This window comes from Actinomadura barringtoniae, assembly GCF_017573505.1.
Taxonomy (GTDB): Bacteria; Actinomycetota; Actinomycetes; order Streptosporangiales; family Streptosporangiaceae; genus Spirillospora; species Spirillospora barringtoniae.
The window spans coordinates 1-21,782 of record NZ_JAGEOJ010000028.1 but is presented as its reverse complement, the minus strand read 5'-3'; the positions used below and the strand labels follow the sequence as shown (position 1 = coordinate 21,782).

General features: G+C 70.7%; 22 protein-coding genes. 8 read left to right on the top strand and 14 right to left on the bottom strand.

The genetic code is table 11. The annotated features are described in order from the left end of the window. Nucleotides 1-56: 56 nt before the first annotated feature. Entirely contained in the window at nucleotides 57-932 is an 876-nt protein-coding gene (gene sigJ, locus J4573_RS46665) for an RNA polymerase sigma factor SigJ (protein ID WP_208262873.1), read from the top strand. Here sigJ and J4573_RS46660 read toward each other — a convergent pair whose 3' ends face one another. Continuing rightward, the gene (locus tag J4573_RS46660) at nucleotides 933-1,790 is read right to left on the bottom strand and encodes an NAD(P)H-binding protein (protein ID WP_208262872.1); all 858 of its coding nucleotides are present in this window, start codon (nucleotides 1,788-1,790) and stop codon (nucleotides 933-935) included. A gap of 97 nt (nucleotides 1,791-1,887) precedes the next feature. On the opposite strand from J4573_RS46660, the gene J4573_RS46655 reads away from it, so the two are divergent. Further along, nucleotides 1,888-2,322: a MarR family winged helix-turn-helix transcriptional regulator gene (locus tag J4573_RS46655; RefSeq protein ID WP_208262871.1), complete on the top strand. Its 435-nt coding sequence runs from the start codon at nucleotides 1,888-1,890 to the stop codon at nucleotides 2,320-2,322. 33 nt (nucleotides 2,323-2,355) lie between these two features. On the opposite strand, the gene J4573_RS46650 is transcribed toward J4573_RS46655, so the two are convergent. Both J4573_RS46650 and J4573_RS46645 read right to left on the bottom strand, forming a co-directional pair. Beyond that, complete coding sequence (locus tag J4573_RS46650; protein WP_208262870.1) at nucleotides 2,356-2,721, bottom strand: MerR family transcriptional regulator; 366 nt, start codon at nucleotides 2,719-2,721, stop codon at nucleotides 2,356-2,358. A 43-nt stretch (nucleotides 2,722-2,764) separates the two neighbouring features. Further along, complete coding sequence (locus tag J4573_RS46645; RefSeq protein WP_208262869.1) at nucleotides 2,765-3,763, bottom strand: tyrosine-type recombinase/integrase; 999 nt, start codon at nucleotides 3,761-3,763, stop codon at nucleotides 2,765-2,767. Between the two features lie 93 nt (nucleotides 3,764-3,856). On the opposite strand from J4573_RS46645, the gene J4573_RS46640 reads away from it, so the two are divergent. Next, a complete protein-coding gene (locus J4573_RS46640; RefSeq protein ID WP_208262868.1) occupies nucleotides 3,857-4,303 on the top strand; it encodes a PaaI family thioesterase in 447 nt (148 codons plus the stop codon). A gap of 2 nt (nucleotides 4,304-4,305) precedes the next feature. Here J4573_RS46640 and J4573_RS46635 read toward each other — a convergent pair whose 3' ends face one another. From J4573_RS46635 to J4573_RS46620, 4 genes are read right to left on the bottom strand one after another with little or no spacing between them, the layout of a single operon-like run. After that, nucleotides 4,306-6,657 carry a penicillin acylase family protein gene (locus J4573_RS46635; RefSeq protein WP_208262867.1) on the bottom strand — a complete coding sequence of 784 codons (2,352 nt, stop codon included), beginning with the start codon at nucleotides 6,655-6,657 and terminating at the stop codon, nucleotides 4,306-4,308. Continuing rightward, nucleotides 6,654-7,763: an ABC-2 membrane transporter-related protein gene (locus tag J4573_RS46630; RefSeq protein ID WP_208262866.1), complete on the bottom strand. Its 1,110-nt coding sequence runs from the start codon at nucleotides 7,761-7,763 to the stop codon at nucleotides 6,654-6,656. Before J4573_RS46630 ends, J4573_RS46635 begins: the two co-directional genes overlap by 4 nt. Further along, entirely contained in the window at nucleotides 7,760-8,650 is an 891-nt protein-coding gene (locus J4573_RS46625) for an ABC transporter ATP-binding protein (protein WP_208262865.1), read from the bottom strand. Before J4573_RS46625 ends, J4573_RS46630 begins: the two co-directional genes overlap by 4 nt. Beyond that, nucleotides 8,647-9,039 (bottom strand): GntR family transcriptional regulator, encoded by a 393-nt coding sequence (locus J4573_RS46620; RefSeq protein ID WP_208262864.1) that lies wholly within the window; start codon nucleotides 9,037-9,039, stop codon nucleotides 8,647-8,649. The genes J4573_RS46625 and J4573_RS46620 overlap by 4 nt, the downstream gene beginning before the upstream one ends. 117 nt (nucleotides 9,040-9,156) lie before the next feature. Between J4573_RS46620 and J4573_RS46615 the strand changes: the two genes are divergently transcribed. Both J4573_RS46615 and J4573_RS46610 read left to right on the top strand, forming a co-directional pair. Further along, nucleotides 9,157-9,771 carry a TetR/AcrR family transcriptional regulator gene (locus J4573_RS46615; RefSeq protein WP_208262863.1) on the top strand — a complete coding sequence of 205 codons (615 nt, stop codon included), beginning with the start codon at nucleotides 9,157-9,159 and terminating at the stop codon, nucleotides 9,769-9,771. Continuing rightward, on the top strand, nucleotides 9,768-10,265 hold the full coding sequence (locus J4573_RS46610) for a methyltransferase family protein (RefSeq protein ID WP_208262862.1): 498 nt from the start codon (nucleotides 9,768-9,770) through the stop codon (nucleotides 10,263-10,265). Before J4573_RS46615 ends, J4573_RS46610 begins: the two co-directional genes overlap by 4 nt. Nucleotides 10,266-10,323: 58 nt before the next feature. On the opposite strand, the gene J4573_RS46605 is transcribed toward J4573_RS46610, so the two are convergent. The 3 genes from J4573_RS46605 to J4573_RS46595 all read right to left on the bottom strand — a co-directional run bounded on the left by J4573_RS46605 (nucleotide 10,324) and on the right by J4573_RS46595 (nucleotide 12,689). Then, the gene (locus J4573_RS46605; protein ID WP_208262861.1) at nucleotides 10,324-11,502 is read right to left on the bottom strand and encodes a CU044_5270 family protein; all 1,179 of its coding nucleotides are present in this window, start codon (nucleotides 11,500-11,502) and stop codon (nucleotides 10,324-10,326) included. Beyond that, on the bottom strand, nucleotides 11,495-12,052 hold the full coding sequence (locus J4573_RS46600) for an RNA polymerase sigma factor (protein WP_208262860.1): 558 nt from the start codon (nucleotides 12,050-12,052) through the stop codon (nucleotides 11,495-11,497). The genes J4573_RS46605 and J4573_RS46600 overlap by 8 nt, the downstream gene beginning before the upstream one ends. Nucleotides 12,053-12,149: 97 nt before the next feature. Next, entirely contained in the window at nucleotides 12,150-12,689 is a 540-nt protein-coding gene (locus tag J4573_RS46595; RefSeq protein ID WP_208262859.1) for a dihydrofolate reductase family protein, read from the bottom strand. Between the two features lie 101 nt (nucleotides 12,690-12,790). Between J4573_RS46595 and J4573_RS46590 the strand changes: the two genes are divergently transcribed. After that, the gene (locus J4573_RS46590) at nucleotides 12,791-13,660 is read left to right on the top strand and encodes a LysR family transcriptional regulator (RefSeq protein ID WP_208262858.1); all 870 of its coding nucleotides are present in this window, start codon (nucleotides 12,791-12,793) and stop codon (nucleotides 13,658-13,660) included. A 35-nt stretch (nucleotides 13,661-13,695) separates the two neighbouring features. On the opposite strand, the gene J4573_RS46585 is transcribed toward J4573_RS46590, so the two are convergent. Together J4573_RS46585 and J4573_RS46580 are read right to left on the bottom strand one after the other, a co-directional pair. Beyond that, nucleotides 13,696-14,298 (bottom strand): cysteine hydrolase family protein, encoded by a 603-nt coding sequence (locus tag J4573_RS46585; protein WP_208262857.1) that lies wholly within the window; start codon nucleotides 14,296-14,298, stop codon nucleotides 13,696-13,698. 85 nt (nucleotides 14,299-14,383) lie between these two features. Then, nucleotides 14,384-15,358, bottom strand: coding sequence for a GlxA family transcriptional regulator (locus J4573_RS46580; RefSeq protein WP_208262856.1), 975 nt, complete (start codon nucleotides 15,356-15,358; stop codon nucleotides 14,384-14,386). Between the two features lie 243 nt (nucleotides 15,359-15,601). Here J4573_RS46580 and J4573_RS46575 point away from each other — a divergent pair, with 243 nt between their 5' ends. Next, the gene (locus J4573_RS46575) at nucleotides 15,602-17,992 is read left to right on the top strand and encodes an ATP-binding cassette domain-containing protein (protein ID WP_208262855.1); all 2,391 of its coding nucleotides are present in this window, start codon (nucleotides 15,602-15,604) and stop codon (nucleotides 17,990-17,992) included. Nucleotides 17,993-18,017: 25 nt separating this feature from the next. Here the strand turns inward: J4573_RS46575 and J4573_RS46570 are convergent, their stop codons facing one another. Further along, the gene (locus J4573_RS46570; RefSeq protein ID WP_307797479.1) at nucleotides 18,018-19,058 is read right to left on the bottom strand and encodes a helix-turn-helix transcriptional regulator; all 1,041 of its coding nucleotides are present in this window, start codon (nucleotides 19,056-19,058) and stop codon (nucleotides 18,018-18,020) included. Between the two features lie 87 nt (nucleotides 19,059-19,145). Between J4573_RS46570 and J4573_RS46565 the strand changes: the two genes are divergently transcribed. Continuing rightward, a complete protein-coding gene (locus J4573_RS46565; protein WP_208262853.1) occupies nucleotides 19,146-19,559 on the top strand; it encodes a VOC family protein in 414 nt (137 codons plus the stop codon). 252 nt (nucleotides 19,560-19,811) lie between these two features. Here the strand turns inward: J4573_RS46565 and rpoB are convergent. After that, nucleotides 19,812-21,782 (bottom strand): DNA-directed RNA polymerase subunit beta (gene rpoB, locus J4573_RS46560; RefSeq protein ID WP_208262852.1); only part of this gene is annotated, 1,971 nt, incomplete at its 5' end.

The window sequence follows — 21,782 nt, the reverse complement described above, 5'->3', positions numbered from 1 at the left end:
ATCGGCCGCGCCCCATCCGTCATCTAGATGGAGACCGTGAACGAGGGGTGTGGCCGATGAACGACGTCGATTTTCTCGCCGACCGGTTCGAGGCCCATCGGGCCCGGCTGAAGTCGGTCGCCTACCGGATGCTCGGATCGCTCACCGAGGCCGACGACGCCGTCCAGGAGGCGTGGCTGCGGCTCAGCCGTTCCGACGCCGACGAGGTGGAGAACCTGGGCGGCTGGCTGACCACGGTGGTCGGGCGCGTGTGCCTGGACATGCTCCGCTCCCGGGTGGCGCGGCGCGAGGATCCGCTGGACGTGCACATGCCCGACCCCATCATCAGCTGGGAAGAGGGGATCGACCCCGAACAGGAGGCCGTGGTCGCCGACTCGGTCGGTCTGGCCCTCCTGGTCGTGCTGCAGACCCTCGCGCCCGCCGAACGGCTGGCGTTCGTCCTGCACGACATGTTCGCGCTGCCCTACGACGACATCGCCTCGGTGGTCGGCCGCTCCCCCGCCGCGGCACGCCAGCTGGCCAGCCGCGCCCGCCGCCGGGTGCAGGGCACAGCCCCGGAACCCGACGCGGACCTGGCGACCCAGCGCCACGTCGTCGACGCCTTCATCGCCGCCGCGCGCGGCGGCGACCTGGAGTCACTGGTCGCGCTGCTGGACCCGGAGGTGGTGCTGCGCGCCGACACCGGCGCGATGCGGGTGATCCGCGGACGGAAGGCCGTGGCCGGTCAGGCGCTGTCGTTCAGCAGGTTCGCCAGCACCTACGCCGCGCACCCGGCGCTGGTGAACGGCTCCGCAGGCGTGGTCAGCACCGACGACGGCGTGCCGCAGTCGGTGCTGTGCTTCACCATCGCCGACGGCAAGATCGCCGCCATCGACATCCTCGCCGACCCCGACCGGCTGAGCCGCCTCGACGTCGCCTTCCTCGACCACTGATCAGGCGGCGCCCGCGAACGCCCCGGCGTTGCGGGCGCACCAGTCCGCGAACGTCACCGGCGGGCGCCCGACCAGGCGCTCGAAAGTGTCGGTGCGCAGCCCTTCGGGGGCGGCGCGCACCCGTTCGATCGCGTCGATGAGCGCCTCGGCGAGCACGGGCGGCGCCCCGGAGGGAAAGCGCGCCCGGACCGCCTCCTCGGGCGTCCCCGCCGGGCGCACCTTCAGGTCGCGGCCGATCGCCGCCGAGATGGCCGCGACCTGCTCGGCCACGGTGAGCGCCTCGCCGCCGGTCAGGGCGTACTCCTGGCCCTGGTGGCCGTCCTCGGTGAGGACGAGCGCGGCCACGGCCGCGATGTCGGCGGTGTCGATCACCGCGATGCGGCCGGGCCCGAGCGGGTCGAACACGTACCCGCCCTCGCGGATGGTGCCCGCCCACTGGAGGGCATTGGTCATGAACCCGTCCGGGCGCAGGATCGTGGCGGGGATGCCCGAGGCGCGGACGATCTCCTCGCGTTCGTGATGCCAGCGCCCCATCGCCGACACCGGGTCGCCGAGCACGTTGGTGGACGACAGCAGCACGATGTGGCCGACGCCCGCGGCCTGGGCGGCGGCGACCGCGCTGGCGGCCATGTCGGTGCCGATGCCCGGGGTGAGCAGGAACAGCTTGGCGGCGCCCTCGAAGGCGGGGGCCAGCGTCGCGGGATCGGACAGGTCGGCGACGACGCGTTCGGCACGTTCGGGAAGCGCCGCCGCGCGGGCGGGATCGCGGACCAGGACGCGGACGGAGGCGCCGGCGGCGTCCAGCAGGCGCGTGACCGCGCCGCCGATGCTTCCGGTGGCGCCGGTGACCAGTATCATCGGACTCCTCAAGACTCATTAGCCGTCTAGCGACTTTCGGAGCAGAACGTTAGCCGGTAAATGATTAGCCGTCAATCGATCTGCCGGAGACCCCACGATGCCCGAGTTCCTCGACCTGCACGGCCACACCAACAAGCTGCTGCGCGCGCTGGCCGACGGGGCGATGCGCCGCCACGGGCTGCACGAGGGCCAGAACCACCTGCTCGCGGTGCTGTGGGAACGCGACGGCAGCACGCCCGGCGAGATCGCCACGGCCCTGCACGTGACCACGCCGACCGTGGTGAAGATGGCGACCCGGATGTCGGCCGCCGGGCTGCTCACCCGCCGCCGCGACGACAAGGACAACCGGCTCGTCCGCCTCTGGCTCACCGATGCGGGACGCGACCTGAGAGAGCCGGTCGAGCAGGACCGGCGGCGCCTGGAAGAGCAGGTCACCGCGTCCCTGACCGGCGAGGAACGAGCGCACCTGATCAGCGCGCTCAAGAAGATCAATCAGGCGGCGTTCGAGTTGGCGGCCGACACCGACCGCTGAGGCAGACCGCTACGAGCGACTGCCGAGGCCGGATCAGCGCGCGCGGATCGCCGCCGCGTCGATGACCTCGTCCAGCACGTCGCGGGAACGCACCAGGTCGGAGATCAGGCGGTTGATGCGGTCGCGCTCGGCGACCAGGTCGGCGGTCAGCCGCGGCGTGGCGATCGCCGACGGCCCGCCGTCCGCGTCCCGCATGCACGGCAGCAGCTCGGCGATCTTCGCGCTGTTCAGGCCCGCCGCGAAGAGCTCCTGGATGCGGATCACCCGGTCGACTGCAACCTCGGGAAAGTCGCGGTGGCCGCCCGAGGTGCGGTCGGCCACCAGCAGCCCCTGCTGCTCGTAGTAGCGCAGCGACCGCTCGCTCACCCCGGTCCGCCGGGCCAGTTCACCGATCCGCATGTCCCACCTCGGGCCTAGAACCTCACATCGATGTCAGTTTCCACTACACCGCGGGGAACGACAACTTGTCCACCGACGTGCGGCGCCGGCGCTCGGGCCGCCGGTCGTAGCGGGCGGTCGTGGCGGGGTTGGCGTGGCCGACCAGCTGCTGAACGGTCGCCAGGTCCACTCCGGCGTCCAGCAGGTCGCCGATGAACGTGCGGCGGAAGTCGTGCGGGGTCATCGGCGGCAGGCCCGCCTCACGCCTGCGCTTGATCAGCGCGTTCCGCACCGCCGCGTCGGTCAGCGGGCGATGCTGGATCGCCCCGGACCGGTGAACGGGCTTGAACAGCGGCCCGGTCGGCCGCTCGTCCAGCGCCAGCCACGCCCCGAGCAGGCTCGCCGCGACCTCGTGCAGGTACTCGAACCGCTCCTTGTCGCCCTTCCCGACGATCCGCAGCGAGCGTTCACCGGGGTCGTAGTGCTCGCGCCGCAGGCCGACGATCTCCGAACGACGCGCGCCCGTCGAGTAGAGGGTGGCGAACAACGCCGCGTCCCGGCGTCCCGCAGGCGACGTCTCCGCGGCGCAGACCCGGAGCAGCGCCGCGAACTCCTCGGCGTGGATGCTGCGCCCGGCGGGCAGGCGCGTCCCCTTGAAGTTCGGAACGTCCTGGGCGCGCTGGTAGTCGTCGGTGCCCATCAGTCCCAGCCGCCAGGCGGCCTTCAGCACCCCGCGCAGGGCGGACAGGTGCTGGTTCTTGTAGGCCGGGGACCAGCCGCGCGGCCCCTCGTCCTCTTCGACGTTCTGCTCGCCGAGCAGCGCTCGCAGGGCGGCGGTGTGCTCGGCTCGCAGGGCAGACCAGGGAAAGTCCACGCCCGGCTGCGGACCGACCCGCCTGCCGCCCGCTTCCAGCAGCATCGCCGCGATCCGGTGCAGGCACGCGCTCAGCACCCGGCGCGAACGGGCGCCCTCCAGCGACGCCACGTACACCAGGAACGGGTTCCGCGACGGCGGGACCTCGGCGATGGTGAGCGCCGACGGCGCCGGAACAGGCTGAAGCATCGTCGTCCGATGATCGCACGCGGCCCCGTATCGCACGCCGATCCCGGCCGGGCGCGCCGCGAGAGGTCCGAGGCGACTGCTTCACTGTCACGCATGGAGATCGACGCACAACGACGGCGCGGGAAGTTCTGGGACGCGATCGAGGGCCGGGCCCCCATGCCGCCCGCCGCCGCCCTGCTCGGCTGGGAGCTGGTGGCGATCGACCCCGACCAGGGCACCATCGAGGTCGCGTTCGAGGCGGGCGAGCAGTTCCTCAACCCGGTCGGGGTCGTCCAGGGCGGGTTCCTGGCGGCCATGCTCGACGACACCCTAGGCCCCGCGCTGGTGGCGACGCTGCCCGAGGACCAGTTCGCCCCGACGCTCGACCTGCACGTCCAGTTCCTGCGCCCGGCCCGCCCGGGACGGATCGTCGGTCACGGCCGCATCGTGCAGCGCGGCCGCGACGTCTGTTACCTCGCCGGGGAGCTCATCGGCCCCGACGGCAAGACCGTCGCCGTCGCGACCGCCACGGCCCTCATCCAGACCGTCCGCTCCGGCTGACCTCAATTGTGAACGGTGCGGGTGGTGAGGCCCGGAGCGGCATTGATCTCGGACTCGGTGAAGCGCTCGGTGACCCACTGGCCTCGGGAGAACAGAGCGGTCTGGTCGGCGTGATGGGGCGAGGTGGGGTCGGCGGACTCGGAGTAGGTGAGCAGGGTGCGGCCCCGCGGCCCGGTCGGCGTCATCTCGACGGCCATCATGAGGCTGGAACCGTCCTGAATGTCGTCGTAGCGGCCCCCATTGCCGAGATCACCGGACGGGTCGATGCGGTCGAAGCATCCCTCGTCGTCGGTGCACCCGGGGACCGGGACGGAGGCGTAGTGCTGGGCGGCTCCTGGGGTGAGGGTCACCGGGATGCGGTTGGTCTGGAAGAACTCGACGGCGTCCGCCAAGGCGTGCTGTACGGCCGGGCTGTCGCCGTTGAGGCCGCGTGGTGTGGTGAGCGGCTGCCTGGGGTCGAACGGGACCCGCCATCGCTGATCCTTGGACGTGGGGTGGTCGATGCCCAGTTGAGTGAAGAACTGGCGCCACAGGATGGCGCCCTTGCCATCGAGGCCGGCCCGGCCGTTCCACGAGGCGAGGGTGTCGCAGGCCTGCCGTACGTCGATCCGCCGGCCGCTGGTGGCGGTCAGTGACGGGTGAGCGCGGCAGGCGGCCACGACGTCGGCGCGGCCGAGATCGGCGCTCAGGTTGCGTTTGGTCGTGGCGGCGGCCTGCAGCGTCGGCAGCGTGAAGCGGGAAGGGCCCAGTCCGTCCGCACCTGAAAGGCGCTGGGCGATCAGGTCGAGGCTCAGGCGCGGCCGGAGCTTGGGTTCGGTGCGGCCGCCGCCGTAGATGCGCGGATAGCCGGTGAGCGGTGCGGAGGGGTTGACCAGCCAGGGACCGTTGTTGGAATTGGCCACGTAGTCGGTGCGGGTCAGCGTCGGGTAGCGGCTCGGCCCGAAGATGCCCGGCTCGATGGCGTCGGCGTCCCTGCCCCAGCCGCAGGCCGATCTCGAGCCGTCCAGGACCGACGAGCCTTCGGACTCGCCTCCGGTGGCGCGGCAGCGCGCCGCCAGGGCGTCGGTGACGTTCGGGACGACCGAGGCGTCGGCGAAGTAGGCGGTCCCGCTCGCGTCGGTGGCGAGCGTGTAGACGTACGGCAAGCCCTGGTAGGCGGTCTGCACGGCGCGCAACTGGGTGAGGTTCTGGGCCGCGCCCATCGCCAGCCATTCGCTCGCCGAACGCAGATTGACGGCATTGACATCGGCGAGGGCGTACGCGGTCTTGTCCGTCCATTCGTTCGCCAGCACCGGCCCATAGCGCGAGCTGTAGAGAGTGCGGGTGACGGTGAAGGTCTGGCCCGCGTCCTGGACGGTGACCTTCACCTTCTGCTCGCGCATGGATTCGGGCTTGCCGTCCACCAGGTAGCGGGTGGGCTTACCCGGAACGAGGGTCAGCTTGTAGAGGGAGTAGCGCTGGGCGTGGGAGGTCGTGTGCGTCCACGCCAACCCTGCGGTGTGCCCGAGCTGGAGCACCGGCGTGCCGTACAGACCGGCCCCCGACACGTTCAGGACCCCGGGAATGGTCAGCTGTGCCTGGTAGAAGCGGCTGATCCCGTTCCAGGGACGGTGCGGGTCCGACAGCAGCATGCCGTTCCCGCTGCGCGTCGCTTTGCGGCCCAGCGCCCACGCGTTGCTCCCCGGCCCGACCAGCTTCGCGCCCTTCTTGGGCGGCGCCGAATGCTGAGCGGCCGTTCCGCCGCCGGGCACCGCGAGCGCGATCGCCTCCTTGAACCGCGTGCTCGATTCGGTGCGGTTGGTGTCGACGACGCTGGTCCAGATGTCCATCGCGGTGATGGGCCGGACCCAGTCCTTGCCACGGCACGACGGATCCGGGAGTTTCGCGGCGCCGGTGTCGCGCAGGTAGCGGTTATAGCCGGCGACGTACCCGTCGACCATCGAACGCAGCTGGGCCGTCGGGCCGTGCGGCGCCGGGCGGTCGAGCTCGCGCTGGATCACGCCCGACTGCCGCAGGCCCTTGTAGTAGACGTCGCTGGCGATGTTGCGCGTCGGCTCGATCGGGTCGTCCGACATCGTCCTGGCCCCGAAGTACCGGGAGCGCTCGCCCCGCAACGTGACCACCCACGACGCAAGGACGCACAGGTTGTCCTGGGCGAACGCATAGCCGTACCCGTAGCCCAGGCCTCCATAGTCCTTGGCGGTGATGTGCGGGATGCCGTGCTCGGTACGGCGGATCTGTGCCGAGTAGTGCTGCTCCCCGGCCGTCGAAGTCGCGTTCATCCGCCACACCACCAGGGCGCCCACGACCATGAGCGACGCGATGACGGCGGCCGGCGCGCGCTTGAGCCTCATGTCAGGCGGCGCCGGATCCACCAGAAGCTGAATCCCGCCAGCAGCGCGGCGAGAGCGGTGTAGATACCGGTCTCGATCACCTGGAACGTCCAGAACCTGCTGGAGGGCTGATAGGTGACCTCTTGCCGGTACCCGAGCCGGTCGATCTCGTCGAAGCACTGCTTTTCACCCGGCGGCGAAGTCTTCCCTGCCTGGCCCTGTCCTGGGCCCTGGCCCTGAGGCCCCTGGTTTTGCTCCTGAGATGGCGGCGGTGCGTTGCAGGGCCCGTTGGCGGCCAGGGGCAACGCCCCGTGGACCGTGTGCCTCGCCTTGTCCACCAGGCGCTGCGACAGGACCCAGGCGCTGGTGTCGGTGGGCACCTGCGCTTTGAGGGTCAGGTTCAGTGGGCCGCCGTTCGCCCGTTCCATGAAGTCGACGTTGGTCGCCGGGTCGATCCTGAAGTAGGAGTGCTGGGCGGGGATCAGGTGGGGCCGCAGCAGCAGGGGCATGGCCACCTGCAGAGCGGCGAAGACGGTGAGGGTGATCGCCATCGCGGGCAGGGTGCGGCGGATCAGCATCCCGAGCGCGACGCCGAGTGCGAACGCGAACGCCGCGTACCCGATCGGCACGATGCCGCGGGCGGGGAACAGGACGGCGCCGAGCCGCGGGAAGCCGGGGGTGTTGCCCGCCGCCGCCTTATCGACCGGCCCCGCCCACCAGGTCACCGCCAGCCCGCCGATGCCGGCGGCGACCATCGCGGCCAGGCCGGTGAGGCCGAGCTTGACCGCGAGCCAGCGGGTGCGGGTGATGCTCTGGTTCCAGACCAGCCGGTGCGTGCCCGCCTCCAGCTCGCGGGCGATGAGCGGCGCGCCCCAGAACAGGCCGACCAGCGCCGGAACGAGCATCACGACGACGGCCGTGATGAGGAAGAGCGCCTGGTTGTCGTGGTAGAAGGTCTGGAAGAACTGCGAGCAGCCGTCGTTCTGGGTGACACAGGCGGCGCTGCCCTTGGAGAAGTCGTCGGACAGGCCGGGGCCGGTCACGGCCAGCAGGAGGGCGAGCGCGGCGAGCGCCGCGGCCAGCATCGCCGCTCCGGCGCGCAGCTGGCGCCAGGTCAGCCAGATCATCGCTGTACCTCCAGGACGGGGCGGCTGCCCGCTTCGGCGGACTTGCTCATGTAGGCCAGGACGAGGTCTTCGAGGCCGACCCGGCTGACCGACCAGGCCGGGTCGTGGATCGGGGCGGTGGTGCGGACGATGAACGTGCTCTGCCTGTCGGTGTGGCTGGCAGAGATGACGTGCTGGTCGCCGGGCAGCCGGGAGGCGTCGCGGCGCGGGCCGGTGAGCCGGTGGTGGGTGTTCAGCAGCTCGTCGACCTCGCCGTTCATCTGCACGCGCGAGTCGACCAGCACGATGAGGTAGTCGCAGGACCGTTCGAGGTCGGAGACCAGGTGCGAGGACAGGATGACGCTCAGCTGCTGGTCGGCGGCCGCCTCCATCAGGATCTGCAGGAACTCCCGGCGCGCCAGGGGGTCCAGGGCCGCGACGGGCTCGTCCAGGATCAGCAGCTCGGGCCGTTTGGCGATGCCGAGCGTGAGGGCCAGCTGGGCGCGCTGACCGCCCGACAGCTTCCCGGCCTTGCGGTCCGGGTCGAGGCCGAGCCGTGCGATCCGGTCGCGGGCCAGCGCGTCGTCCCAGCGCGGGTTGAGCTTGGCGCCCAGCTTCAGGTGGTCGTTCACGGTCAGGCCCGCGTACGTGGGGGTGTCCTGAGCGACGAAGCCGACCTTGGCCAACTGGCCGGGACCGCTGCCGGGCCGGTCGCCGAGGACCTCGATGGTCCCGGCGGTCGGTGCCAGCTGGCCGCAGGCGATGTTCAGCAGGGTCGTCTTGCCCGCCCCGTTCGGGCCGACCAGCCCCACCACGTGGCCGGACGGGATGTCCAGCGTGCAGTCGGCGAGCGCCCAGCGCCGCCCGTACTTCTTGCCGAGCCCCTGGGCCCGCAGAACGGCGGTCATGCTATGTCCTCCTGAGCGGAGGACCGAAAGGTCGTCATGAACAGCGCCTCGATGCTCTCGTCGTCCAGGCCGGCGATCCGGGCCTTGGCCAGCCAGCGCCGCAGCTCCTGGCGGAGTGGCCCGTGCGCGGCCAGCGAGGTGTCGGTCAGCGTCCGGGTGACGAAGGTCCCGACGCCGGGACGGGCGGCGACCAGCCCGTCGTGCTCCAGCTCGCGGTAGGCCTTCAGCACGGTGTTGGGGTTGATCGCCAGCTGCGCGACGACCTCCTTGACCGTGGGGAGCTGGTCTCCCTCGCGCAGCAGCCCGAGCCGCAGCGCCTGCCGGACCTGCCGGACCAGCTGGAGGTACGGGGAGAGCCCCGACCCGGTGTCCAGATGAAACTCGATCATCCAAAGCTCCATTTATCTAGTTGCCTAGCACTATAGAACGCTAACCGGTTAGACCGTCAACGATGGGCGGAAACAAGAAACATTGACGGTTTACGGTTTCGGGCGGATGCTGCTCGCATGCCACCCAGGGCGCGCCGCACGCAGGCGCAGCGCACGGCCGAGACGCGCCGGGCGCTCCTGGACGCCACCTACGACTCCCTCGTCGAGGGCGGCTACCGGGCCACCACCACGACCGAGGTCGCCCATCGCGCCGGCGTCTCGCTGGGCGCGCTGCTCCACCACTTCCCGACCAAGGCCGACCTGCTCAGCGCGGCGGCCCAGCACGTCTTCGAACGCCGCCAGGAGGAGTTCCTGCAGGCGATGAACGACCTGGACCCCGGCGCCGACAGGTTCGAGGCCTCCGTCGACCTGCTGTGGCGGGCGCTCAGCGGCCCCGCGTTCACCGTCAGCGTCGAGCTGGTCGTCGCGGCGCGCACCGATCCCGACCTCGCCGCCTCGTTCGTCGAGGTCGACCGGCGCTTCATGCGGTCCTGCCAGGAGATGTACGCCGCGCTGTTTCCGCCCGAGGAGGGCTATCCGCAGGTCGGGATGCACGTGGTGTGGGCGCTGCTGGACGGCCTCGCCCTGTCACGGACGATCGACGGCTACCAATGGCACCCGGTCGAGGAGGTCCTGGACACCTTCAAGGCCGTGCTCCCGCTCATCGTGGAAAGCACGAGGAGGGACGTATGAGGAAATGGGATGCCGCAGCGGGCAGCTCGCTGTTCATGGCGCTCGCGCCCGGCACCGTCGCGGGCCTGATCCCCTGGTGGCTGACGCAGTGGGAGGCGGGCGACTGGTGGCCGCCGCTCCGGGCGCTCGGCCTGATCCCGCTGGTCGGCGGCGCGGTGGTGCTGGTGCACGCGTTCGCCCGCTTCGTGAACGAGGGGCTGGGCACGCCCGCGCCGGTCGCGCCGACCGAGAACCTGGTGGTGGGCGGGCTGTACCGCTACGTCCGCAACCCGATGTACGTCGCGGTCGTCGCGGCGATCGTCGGCCAGGGACTGCTGCTCGCGCGCCCCGTGCTGCTGGTCTACGCGGTGGTCGCCGGGCTGACGATGTGGAGCTTCGCGCGGTGGTACGAGGAGCCGACGCTGTCGAGGACGTTCGGCGAAGCCTACGACCGCTATCGCGACGCGGTCCCGGGCTGGCTGCCGAGGCTGCGCCCGTACGATCCGCTGCCGTAAAGCAGATCGCCCGCGCCCACCGGGGTCGGCGGACGCGGGCGATCTCAGAGCTGCCGGGTCAGCGGAACGGCAGCTCGGCCGGGGGGCCAGGCTTGGTGTCGGTCCAGTTGGACGAGCGGGCCGCCACGTAGTTGATGATGAAGCCGGGCTTCATCTCCGAGTACGGGCCGCCGGGCGTGGTCAGCTCCTCCTGCTGGGCCAGCACCCCGCCGGTCCGCTGATCGAAGATGATCACCGAGCGGGAGCGGTAGGTCCCCCGCTCGGCCTTCGGCCCGCCCCACTCGCCGGTGACCGTCGAGGCCCGGTCGTCGGAGGCGAGCGCGACGCCGGTACGGCCCAGCGCGTCGGTGTCGCGGCCGATCGCGTAGATGCCCGGCTGGTCGGCCAGGGCCCGCATCAGGCCCGCCCGCACCTTCGGCGGCATCGGCGCGCCGTTCAGCAGCCCCCCGACCCTGGCGATCCTCATTCTGGCCAGCGCCGCCGGGGCCGCCTTGCCGCCGCGGATCCCCATGGCCTTGCTCATCGGGTCCTTGCCGTCACCGCTCATGTCCAGGAACTTCGCGGCGAGCGCGGCCGGGTCGGTCGGGAGCTTCTGCAGTTCCTCGGTCGTCAGGCCGACCAGGAACTTGCCGCCGCCGCGAGGGTCGGAGCCGACTTCCGGTCCGCTCGAACGCCACTTCGGCGACACCTTGCCGGGGTAGGTGTAGTAGTGGTCGTTGGACCACACGTGGAAGCTCGTCGGCGATCCGGCCTTGCGCCACAACTCGGTGTCGCGCGCGGTCTGCGGGTGCGCAGGCAGGTCGCGGGCGAAGTAGGCCTCCCCCATGCCCTTCTTCACGCCGAACCAGCTGAACGACTCCGCCGTCGCACCGGTGATCGCGTACGTCCCGGTCGTGGCGCGCATGATGTACGCCTGACCGTCGAGCGAGTTGCTGTACCAGTACTTGCCGAGCGGCTGCCGTTCGGCGTTGTAGGCCGCGGCGAGCACCGCACCCTTGGCGTCCAGGCTGGTCGTGCTCGCGGGACCGCCCGGCGTGCCGGACGTGCCTCCCCCGGTGAGAGAGATCGCCACGGCCGCGGCGGCGCCCACCACGACGACACCGCCGAAGCCCCACCACTGTCGGCGCACCGGGCGGCGCGGCGGGTCGTTCAGCAGCGCCTTCGCCCGCGCGATCTCCTGGGCGGTGGGCGGCGCGGGCTCGGCGTAGGCGTCCCGGACCATCCGCATCTCATCCATGCTGTTCCTCCAAAGTGAGCATCGGATTGGTCCCGCCCAGCGCCTTGCGCAACGTGGTTCGGGCACGGTTCAGCCGGGAGCCGACCGTGCCATAGGGGATCCCCAGCGCCGCCGCGATCTCGTCGTGGCTGAGGTCGGCGAGCGCCACGAGCAGCAGCACGTCGCGCTGCCCCCGCGGCAGCGCCGCGATCGCCCCGGCGAGCTCGCCCCGCAGTCCCTGGGCACTCACCCGCGCCTCGACGCGTTCGGCGTGCTCGGCACCCTCGCGGCCGGGACCGAGCCGGGCCCTGGCCCGCAGCGCCCGCGTCTCCGAACGCTGGTGCTTGCCGATCACCTTGGTCGCGATGCCGTACAGCCAGGTGCGCACGCCGGCGCGGTCCGGGTCGTAGCGGCGCCGCTGCCGGAACGCCTCCAGGAACGTCTGCGCCGCGATGTCGGCGGCGGCGTCCTGCCCGAGCCGCTTGGCCGCGTACCGGTGGATCTCGGCGAAGTAGGCGTCGAAGACCTCGTCGAAACGCTCGGCCGGGTGGGGCGGGGGATCCCCTGTCATGTGATGCCTTTCCATGCGCGGATGGCGGTCACATAGGTATCACCCGCAGCCGCGAACACTTTCCCCTCTGGGGTCTGTCCAGGTCAGGGCCTGGCGGTCAGGGCTTGAGCGGACGGAAGCGGAAGTCGGTGATCTGGCCTGACGTGGCGCACTCGATCCGCTCCAGCCGGACGGGCTCGGCGAGGGCGGCGTCGGCGAAGAAGCGGACGCCGTCGCCGAGCAGGATCGGGATCTGGTGCAGGAGGATCTCGTCGACCAGTCCCAGCTGGAGGCACTGGCGGGGGATGTCGGCGCCGAACAGCGCCAGGTTCTTCCCGTCGGCCGCCTTCAGGCCGATGGACACCGCCTCGGCCACGTCGCAGGACAGGAACGTCACCTCAGGGTCGTCCTCGGCGGGCGGCCGGTGGGTCAGCACGAAGATCGGCCCGGACCAGGCACCGCCGTAGGGCTTGTCGCGCGGCCCGCGATTGACCTCATAGCCGCGCCGGCCGGCCAGGATCGCCCCGATCGTGTCGATCGCCGCGTGGCCGAGCTCGGAACGGTCGGTCTGGCTGAAGACCCAGTCCATCGAGTCGTCCGGGCCGGTGATGAAGCCGTCCAGGGACATCGTCACGTGCCACAGAACCTTGCCTGCCATGGGCTTTCCCCTCGTGAGCGCTGTTTCCCCTCAGCCTCGCCGGACACCGACCCATGCGTCTAATGTCAATAACGGCGGCTACTCATAGATGGGCTTGATGAATGTTGGATCTCGTCCGGCTACGCGTCCTGGCGGCGATCGCAGCCCAGGGCTCGGTCACCAAGGCGGCGCGGCAGCTCCACTATTCACAGCCGTCGGTCAGCCACCACCTGGCGCGGCTGGAGGCAGAGACCGGCGCGCGGCTCGTTCAGCGGGTCGGCCGGGGCATCCGGCTCACGCCCGAGGGCGAGCAGCTGGCCCGCCGCGCCGCCGAGATCATCGGACGGGTCGACGCCGCCAGCGCCGAGCTGTCGGCCATGGTGGGGCTGCGGACCGGGCGGGTCAGGCTGGCGGGGTTCCAGTCGGCGCTGGCCGCCCTGGTGCCACCGGCCGCCGCGATCCTGCGGCGTGATCATCCCGGCGTCGAGCTGAGCCTGGTGGAGGCCCACCCGCAGGTGGCGCTGACCATGCTGCGGGACGGCGAGACCGACGCCGCCGTGATCTTCCGGTACGACGATGACCCGCCGGACGACGTCCGGGCCGTCCATCTCTTCGACGACCCGATGTACCTGCTCAGCCTCTCCCCCGGCCAGAGCCTGCTCGACCACCGGGACGCGGCCTGGATCGCCGGTTGCGTGCACTGCCGCCGCGAGTTCGTCGAGGCGTGCGAGCGGGCCGGATTCACCCCTCACATCGCGTACACCAGCGACGACGCGATCGTGGAGCAGGCGCTCGTCGCGGCCGGGATGGGCGTGACCACCATGCCGAGGCTGGCGCTGCGCACCCACCGGGCCGCCGGAATCGAGGCCACCGAGGTGCCCGGCTTCCGGCGGCGCGTCTACCTGGCCACCTACGGCGACCCGCCCGATCCCCCGGCCACGACCGCGTTCAGCAACGCCCTCCGGGACGCCGTACGCGACGCCGGATACTGACGGCCAGGCATCGATACCCGGCCACCATCCGCAGGTCAGGCGGGCAGGTCGGCGCCCTTGGCGGCAACGAGGCCGAAGATGTCGCCGATCGTGGTCAGGGCCGCGTTGTGCAGGACGTCCGCCGGGACCGCCGAGCCGTCCGGGCCCGCGAGCGGCCGGGTCGCGCACGCCTCGGCCACGACGGTCGGCCGGTAGCCGAGATTGAACGCTCCCTGGGCGGTGAACTGGACGCACATGTGGGTCATGAAGCCCGCCAGCACCAGGTCGGGCCCGGCGTTCTGCTTGCGCAGCACCTCCAGCAACTCGGTCTCGTGGAAGGAGTTCGGGAAGCCCTTCACCACGACAGCCTCGCCGTCCTTGGCCGCCACCCGGGGCTCGATCTCGCCGATCTCGGCGCGGATGTCGTACGGGGTGCCCTCGCCGCCGTCGTTCACGATGTGGATCACTGGGGTGCCCGCGGCGCGGGCGCGCTCCAGCAGCTCGGCGGCGGCGTCCAGCGCACGGTCGGCGCCCGGCAGCGCCATGACACCGGTTGTGTAGGTGTTCTGGAAGTCGATCATGATCAGGGTGCTGCCGGAGAGCGCCGGAAGGTCGTTGTCCAGGCCGATCACGTCGCGCAGGGTGGTGGAAACGGTCATTTCATCCTCCAGATTTCGTGACTTCGTGCAGGGTGAACCACCGGCCTGACCAGGCCGGGTGTCGTGGGGTCGTGGTGGAAGCGGGCTAGGCGGCGGTGCGGAACCTTCGCCGGTAGGCCGCCGGGGTGGTGCCGAGCCGCCGCCGGAACGCCCGGTGCAGCGTCTCGGGCGTCTTCAGGCCGCACTCGGCGGCGACCCGTTCGAGCGATTCGTCGGTGCCCTCCAGCAGCCGCCGCGCCGTCTCCACCCGGGCCTCCTCGACGAAGGCGGCCGGGGTAACGCCGGTCTCCTTGCGGAAGACCCTGGTGAAGTGGCGTTCGCTCAGGCACATCCGGTCGGCGAGCGCTGCCGCCGACAGGTCCTCGGTCACGTTCGCGGCGATCCAGGACCGCAGCTCGTCGATCTCGCGGCGCTCGGTCGGCGCCTGCCACAGCGGGACGCTGAACTGGCTCTGCCCGCCCTGGCGCTTGAGGTACATCACCAGCTGCCGGGCGACCGTCAGCGCGAGCCGTTCACCGTGGTCCTCGGCGACCAGCGCGAGCGCCAGGTCCATGCAGGCGCTGATGCCCGCGCCCGTCCACACGTTCCCCGAACGGACGTAGATCGGATCGGGATCCACGGTGATGTCGGGGTGGTCGGCCGCCAGCCGGTCGGCGGTCGCCCAGTGGGTGGTCGCCCTACGGCCCGCCAGCAGCCCCGCGGCGGCGAGCATGTGCGCCCCGACGCACACCGAGGCGACCCGGCGGGCGTGCGGCGCGGTGGTCTCGATCCAGGCCACCACCTCCGGGTCGATCACCGGGGCGCCGGTCGCGTCCACCGCACCCGGGACCACCAGCGTGTCCACCCGGTCGCCGACCTGGTCGAAGCTCAGGTCGGTGGCCAGCCGCACCCCGGCGCTGGTGCGCACCAGGCCGCCCTCCGGCGCGGCCAGGCACACCTCGTACGGCGTACGGCCGGACATCTCCCGGTTGGCCAGGGCGAAGACCTCGGCGGGCCCGGTGACGTCGAGAAGATCGACGTCGGGGAACACGGCGAGGACGACACGGTGCGGAGCGGACATGCACCCATTGTCACCAATGAAACCGTCCGACCGCTATGACAAGCTTCTGTCATATCCGGACATCGCCCCGGGCCTGGCCGATCCTTGACCGGACCGATCAGGAATCGAGAAGCCACGGCCGCCGGGCAGGCCTTAACGTGACCGAAGGCGACCGAATGGCCCTGATGTCCCTGATGGCGGCCGGATCAGGTAGACAGTGATCACCGCAGACGGCGGCCCCCGCCCGACGGATATGGAGAGACGATGAGCAAGCCGACGACGACGGGCGCGCAGCGGCCCGAGGAGCACGTCGCCGACAGCCATGATCTGATCCGCGTGACCGGCGCGCGTGAGAACAACCTGAAGGACGTCAGCGTCGAGCTGCCCAAGCGCCGGCTGACCGTCTTCACGGGCGTCTCGGGCTCCGGCAAGAGCTCGCTGGTGTTCAGCACGATCGCCGCCGAGTCGCAGCGGATGATCAACGAGACGTACAGCACGTTCATCCAGGGCTTCATGCCGACGCTGGCGCGGCCCGAGGTCGACGTGCTCGACGGCCTGACCACCGCGATCATCGTGGACCAGCAGCGGATGGGCTCGGACCCGCGCTCCACCGTCGGCACCGCCACCGACGCCAACGCCATGCTGCGGATCCTGTTCAGCCGGCTCGGGCAGCCGCACATCGGCTCGCCCCAGGCGTTCTCGTTCAACGTCGCCTCGATCAGCGGCGCGGGCGCGGTCACCATCGAGAAGTCCGGGCAGAAGGTCAAGGAGCGGCGCAGCTTCAGCATCCTGGGCGGCATGTGCCCGCGCTGCGAGGGCCGCGGCTCGGTCAACGACATCGACCTCACCCAGCTCTACGACGCCGACAAGTCGCTGAACGAGGGCGCGCTCACCATCCCCGGCTACACCATGGACGGCTGGTACGGCCGGATCTTCCGCGGCTGCGGCTTCTTCGATCCGGACAAGCCGATCAAGAAGTTCACCAAGCGGGAGCTGAACGACCTCCTCTACAAGGAGCCGACCAAGATCAAGGTCGACGGCATCAACCTCACCTACGACGGCCTGATCCCCAAGATCCAGAAGTCGATGCTGTCCAAGGACGTCGACTCGCTCCAGCCGCACATCCGGGCGTTCGTCGAACGGGCGGTCACCTTCGCCATCTGCCCCGAGTGCGAGGGGACCCGCCTCAGCGAGGAGGCCCGCTCCTCCAAGATCAAGGGGATCAGCATCGCCGACGCCTGCGCGATGCAGATCACCGACCTCGCCGACTGGGTGACCGGCGTGGACGAGCCGTCGGTCGCGCCGCTGCTGGCCTCGCTGCGGCACCTGCTGGACTCGTTCGTCGAGATCGGGCTCGGCTACCTCAGCCTGGACCGCCCGGCGGGCACGCTGTCGGGCGGCGAGGCGCAGCGCACCAAGATGATCCGCCACCTCGGGTCCGCGCTCACCGACGTCACCTACGTCTTCGACGAGCCCACGATCGGCCTGCACCCGCACGACATCCAGCGGATGAACGACCTGCTGCTGCGGCTGCGCGACAAGGGCAACACCGTGCTGGTCGTCGAGCACAAGCCCGAGGCCATCGTGATCGCCGACCACGTCGTCGATCTCGGCCCGCGCGCCGGCACCGAGGGCGGCGAGGTCGTGTTCGAGGGCACCATCGAGGGCCTGCGCGGCAGCGGCACCCTCACCGGGCGGCACCTGGACGACCGCGCCTCGCTCAAGCCCGAGGTCCGCAAGCCGACCGGGCAGCTGGAGGTGCGCGGCGCCTCCATGCACAACCTGCAGAACGTCGACGTCGACATCCCCCTCGGTGTGCTGACCGTCATCACCGGCGTCGCGGGCTCGGGCAAGAGCTCGCTGATCCACGGCTCGGTCGCGGGCCGCGAGGGCGTGGTCGCGATCGACCAGACCCCGATCCGCGGCTCGCGGCGCAGCAACCCGGCCACCTACACCGGCCTGCTCGACCCGATCCGCAAGGCGTTCGCCAAGGCCAACGGCGTGAAGCCCGCGCTGTTCAGCGCCAACTCCGAGGGCGCCTGCCCCGCCTGCAACGGCGCCGGCGTCATCTACACCGACCTCGGCATGATGGCCGGCGTCTCCACCACCTGCGAGGAGTGCGAGGGCAAGCGGTTCCAGGCCTCGGTGCTGGAATACCACCTGGGCGGCAAGAACATCAGCGAGGTGCTGGCGATGCCGGTCACCGAGGCCGAGGCGTTCTTCAGCGACGGCGAGGCCCGCACCCCCGCCGCGCACCGCATCCTGTCCCGCCTGGCGGACGTCGGTCTCGGCTACCTCACGATCGGCCAGCCGCTCACCACGCTGTCGGGCGGTGAACGCCAGCGGCTCAAGCTGGCGACCCACATGGGCGACAAGGGCGGGGTCTACATCCTCGACGAGCCCACCACCGGCCTGCACCTGGCCGACGTCGAGCAGCTGCTCGGCCTGCTCGACCGCCTCGTCGAGGCCGGCAAGTCGGTCATCGTCATCGAGCACCACCAGGCCGTCATGGCGCACGCCGACTGGATCATCGACCTCGGCCCCGGCGCAGGCCACGACGGCGGCAAGATCGTCTTCCAGGGCACGCCCGCCGACCTCATCGCCGACCGTTCCACCCTCACCGGCGAGCACCTCGCCGACTACGTGGGCGCCTGACGCGGACCCGGCGCGCGCGACGGCCTCAGGGCTGTCGCGCGCGCCGCGTCTCGTTTCCGGCGCTGCCATAACGCCTGGCCAGGCGCGCGAACGCCTCCTTGAGCTCCGCCGGGCCGACGACCTCGATGTCCGCGTCGAACCTGCCGATGGATGCGGCCAGCCCCATCCACGACCAGGAGCCGAGAACAAGACGGCAGCGCCCCGGCCCCAGCTCCTCGACGACCCCGTCACGCACGTACGGCGACACCTCGCCCGCGGGCAGGTCGAGGATCACCTCACCCCAGCACGGCCACTCCCCCAAGCCGCGCGCCCCGTCCAAGCCCACCGAGCCACCCGACCGGTCCAAGCCGCCCGGGCCCTCTGGTCCGCTTGAGCCGAGAAACCTGCCGGTCACGAAGGCGGAAACGTTTCCACCGGGTAGCTCGCGCGGGCTGAAGCGCGGGCCGTTGGGGATGCGCGGGGTGATCCGGTCGGCCCTGAACGTACGCCAGTCATCGCGATCGAGATCCCAGGCGACCAGGTACCAGCGTCCGCCCCAGGCGACCAGGTGGTGGGGCTGCACCCGCCGCTGCGGCGCGTCCTCGTCCGCCCCGTAGTCGAAGCGCAGTTCCTCGCAGGCGTGGACGGCCGCGCTCAGCGTCATGAGAACGCCGCTGTCGACCTGCGGTCGGCTGGACGGACGTTCGACCGCCGTGACCTGCAAGGTGTCGATGCGGTGGCGCAGCCGTGCGGGCATGACCTGCCGGACCGTGGTGAGGGCGCGCGCCGCCGCCTCCTCGATGCCCGCCCCTGCCGTGGTGGCCATCTGGAGCGCCATGGCGAGGGCGACGGCCTGCTCGTCGTCGAACAGCAGCGGCGGCAGCTGCGACCCCGCGTCGAGCCGGTACCCGCCGTCCGGCCCCTTGATGGCCGCGATCGGGTAGCCGAGCTCGCGGAGCCGGTCGACGTCGCGGCGAACGGTCCGCCGGCTGACGTCCAGCCGTTCGGCCAGCAGCGCCCCCGGCCAGTCGCGCCGCGCCTGCAGCAGCGAGAGCAAGGCCAGCAGCCGCCCTGAAGTCTTCTGCACGATCTCCATACTGCCGCAAGTAGCGGCCACAACCTGTCCTCTTCTCCTGCGAGCGTGGCCATCACAGCAAACGAAGAGGAGTCGATCATGTCCGTGAAGACCACGACCCACCTGAACTTCCGAGGCGACGCCCGCGCCGCGCTCGGCTTCTACCAGTCCGCGTTCGGCGGGGACCTGGTCGTGATCACCTACAGGGACGCGGGCGCCGTCCAGGAGCCGTCGGAGGCCGATCAGGTGATGTGGGGCCAGGTGACCGCCGGCAACGGCCTCAGCGTCATGGCCTACGACGTGCCGTCCAGCCTGCCGTGGAGCCCGGGCGAGAACGCCTTCTTCGTGTCGGTGCGCGGTGACGGCGCCGAGGAGGTCACCGAGTACTGGAAGCGGCTCTCCGAGGGCTCGACGATCGTGCAGCCGCTCGGCCCCGCGCAGTGGGCGCCCCTGTACGGGATGCTCAAGGACCGTTTCGGCGTCACGTGGGTCGTGGACGTCAGCGCCGCGTGACGTTCAGGCCTCCAACAGCCGCCAGGCGGTCAGGGCGACCCGGGCCCTGACCAGCCCGGCGGGCTCGGTGAGCTCGGTGAGCTCGATGCTGAGGGCCCGGCCGATCTGCTCGAGGCGGCGGGCGACGCTGCTGTGGTGCAGGTGGACGCGGCAACCGTCCCGCGCGGGCGCTGGGAAAGGCGACGGCCCGAACGCCCCGCCGCCGGGTGGCGGACGGGCACTCGGGCCGTCGGTCGTTCGGTGCGTCGACTCCTAGACGTCGTCGATGCTCATCGCGCCCTCGTTCGGGCGGCGGGCGAGATCGATGCCGAGCTCTTCCGCGGCGCGGAAGACGTCCTCGTCGGTGTCGCGCATCTCGATGGACATGCCGTCGCTGGACAGGACCTCGACGTTGAGGCACAGCGACTGCATTTCCTTGATGAGGACCTTGAAGGACTCCGGAATGCCGGGCTCGGGGATGTTCTCGCCCTTGACGATGGCCTCGTAGACCTTCACGCGGCCGAGGACGTCGTCGGACTTGATGGTCAGCTGCTCCTGGAGGGCGTAGGCGGCGCCGTAGGCCTCCAGTGCCCAGACCTCCATCTCACCGAAGCGCTGGCCGCCGAACTGGGCCTTACCGCCGAGCGGCTGCTGGGTGATCATGGAGTACGGGCCGGTCGAGCGAGCGTGGATCTTGTCGTCGACCAGGTGGTGGAGCTTCAGGATGTAGATGTAGCCCACCGAGATCGGGTGCGGGAACGGCTCACCGGACCGGCCGTCGAACAGCTGGGCCTTGCCGCTCTGCTGCACCATCCGGCCGCCGTCGCGGTTGACCAGCGTGGCGTCCAGGAGACCGATGATCTCCTCCTCGCTGGCGCCGTCGAAGACCGGGGTGGCGACGTTGGTGCGCGGCTCGACGTGGTCGAAGCCGATCTCGCGCAGCCGCCCGGCCCACTCCTCCTCGACGCCGTCCAGGTTCCAGCCCTGGGCGGCGATCCACCCGAGGTGGGTCTCCAGGACCTGTCCCACGTTCATACGACCAGGGACACCGAGCGGGTTGAGGACGATGTCGACGGCGGTGCCGTCTTCGAGGAACGGCATGTCCTCGACCGGCAGCACCTTGGAGATGACGCCCTTGTTCCCGTGCCGGCCCGCGAGCTTGTCACCATCGGTGATCTTGCGCTTCTGAGCCACGTACACGCGGACCAGCTCGTTCACGCCCGGCGGGAGCTCGTCACCCTCGTCGCGCGAGAACACCCGGACCCCGATGACCTTGCCCTGCTCACCGTGCGGCACCTTCAGCGAGGTGTCACGCACCTCACGCGCCTTCTCACCGAAGATCGCGCGCAGCAGCCGCTCCTCGGGCGTCAGCTCGGTCTCGCCCTTGGGCGTGACCTTGCCGACCAGGATGTCGCCGGGGACGACATCGGCACCGATGCGGATGATGCCGCGCTCGTCCAGGTCGGCCAGGACCTCTTCGGAGACGTTCGGGATGTCCCGGGTGATCTCCTCAGGCCCCAGCTTGGTGTCCCGCGCGTCGACCTCATGCTCCTCGATGTGAATCGAGGAGAGGACGTCGTCCTGCACCAGACGCTGGCTCAGGATGATCGCGTCTTCGTAGTTGTGCCCCTCCCACGGCATGAACGCCACCAGAAGGTTCTTACCCAGCGCCATCTCGCCTTCGTCGGTGCACGGACCGTCGGCGATGACCTGCCGGGACTCGATGCGGTCGCCCTCTTCGACGATCGGCTTCTGGTTGTAAGAGGTGCCCTGGTTGGAGCGCTTGAACTTGGTCACGCGGTACGTCGTCCGCGTGCCGTCGTCGTTCATGATCGTGATGTAGTCGGCGGAGACCTCTTCGACCACACCGGCCTTGTCGGCCACGATCACGTCGCCGGCGTCCACGGCCGCGCGGTACTCCATGCCGGTGCCGACCAGCGGAGCCTCACTGCGCAGCAGCGGGACCGACTGGCGCTGCATGTTGGAGCCCATCAGCGCACGGTTGGCGTCGTCGTGCTCCAGGAACGGGATCATCGCCGTGGCGACCGAGGTCATCTGCCGCGCCGACACGTCCATGTACTGGACCTCGCCCGGCGGAACGAGCTCGACCTCGCCGCCCTTCTTGCGGATCAGAACCTTCGCTTCGGTGAAGGTCCCGTCCTCGTTCATGAGCGAGTTGGCCTGCGCGATGACGAAGCGGTCCTCTTCGTCGGCCGTCAGGTAGTCGATCTGATCGGTCAGCTT

What these genes read in the sequence shown, in the direction of transcription:
- J4573_RS46660 (WP_208262872.1), bottom strand. Translation starts at nt 1,790, where the DNA reads ATGATACTGGTCACCGGCGCCACCGGAAGCATCGGCGGCGCGGTCACG.
- J4573_RS46630 (WP_208262866.1), bottom strand. Translation starts at nt 7,763, where the DNA reads ATGATCTGGCTGACCTGGCGCCAGCTGCGCGCCGGAGCGGCGATGCTG.
- J4573_RS46600 (WP_208262860.1), bottom strand. Translation starts at nt 12,052, where the DNA reads ATGACAGGGGATCCCCCGCCCCACCCGGCCGAGCGTTTCGACGAGGTC.
- J4573_RS46625 (WP_208262865.1), bottom strand. Translation starts at nt 8,650, where the DNA reads ATGACCGCCGTTCTGCGGGCCCAGGGGCTCGGCAAGAAGTACGGGCGG.
- J4573_RS46605 (WP_208262861.1), bottom strand. Translation starts at nt 11,502, where the DNA reads ATGGATGAGATGCGGATGGTCCGGGACGCCTACGCCGAGCCCGCGCCG.
- J4573_RS46620 (WP_208262864.1), bottom strand. Translation starts at nt 9,039, where the DNA reads ATGATCGAGTTTCATCTGGACACCGGGTCGGGGCTCTCCCCGTACCTC.
- J4573_RS46645 (WP_208262869.1), bottom strand. Translation starts at nt 3,763, where the DNA reads ATGCTTCAGCCTGTTCCGGCGCCGTCGGCGCTCACCATCGCCGAGGTC.
- sigJ (WP_208262873.1), top strand. Translation starts at nt 57, where the DNA reads ATGAACGACGTCGATTTTCTCGCCGACCGGTTCGAGGCCCATCGGGCC.
- J4573_RS46565 (WP_208262853.1), top strand. Translation starts at nt 19,146, where the DNA reads ATGTCCGTGAAGACCACGACCCACCTGAACTTCCGAGGCGACGCCCGC.
- J4573_RS46575 (WP_208262855.1), top strand. Translation starts at nt 15,602, where the DNA reads ATGAGCAAGCCGACGACGACGGGCGCGCAGCGGCCCGAGGAGCACGTC.
- J4573_RS46615 (WP_208262863.1), top strand. Translation starts at nt 9,157, where the DNA reads ATGCCACCCAGGGCGCGCCGCACGCAGGCGCAGCGCACGGCCGAGACG.
- J4573_RS46640 (WP_208262868.1), top strand. Translation starts at nt 3,857, where the DNA reads ATGGAGATCGACGCACAACGACGGCGCGGGAAGTTCTGGGACGCGATC.
- J4573_RS46590 (WP_208262858.1), top strand. Translation starts at nt 12,791, where the DNA reads ATGTTGGATCTCGTCCGGCTACGCGTCCTGGCGGCGATCGCAGCCCAG.
- J4573_RS46655 (WP_208262871.1), top strand. Translation starts at nt 1,888, where the DNA reads ATGCCCGAGTTCCTCGACCTGCACGGCCACACCAACAAGCTGCTGCGC.
- J4573_RS46585 (WP_208262857.1), bottom strand. Translation starts at nt 14,298, where the DNA reads ATGACCGTTTCCACCACCCTGCGCGACGTGATCGGCCTGGACAACGAC.
- J4573_RS46610 (WP_208262862.1), top strand. Translation starts at nt 9,768, where the DNA reads ATGAGGAAATGGGATGCCGCAGCGGGCAGCTCGCTGTTCATGGCGCTC.
- J4573_RS46650 (WP_208262870.1), bottom strand. Translation starts at nt 2,721, where the DNA reads ATGCGGATCGGTGAACTGGCCCGGCGGACCGGGGTGAGCGAGCGGTCG.
- J4573_RS46595 (WP_208262859.1), bottom strand. Translation starts at nt 12,689, where the DNA reads ATGGCAGGCAAGGTTCTGTGGCACGTGACGATGTCCCTGGACGGCTTC.
- J4573_RS46580 (WP_208262856.1), bottom strand. Translation starts at nt 15,358, where the DNA reads ATGTCCGCTCCGCACCGTGTCGTCCTCGCCGTGTTCCCCGACGTCGAT.
- J4573_RS46635 (WP_208262867.1), bottom strand. Translation starts at nt 6,657, where the DNA reads ATGAGGCTCAAGCGCGCGCCGGCCGCCGTCATCGCGTCGCTCATGGTC.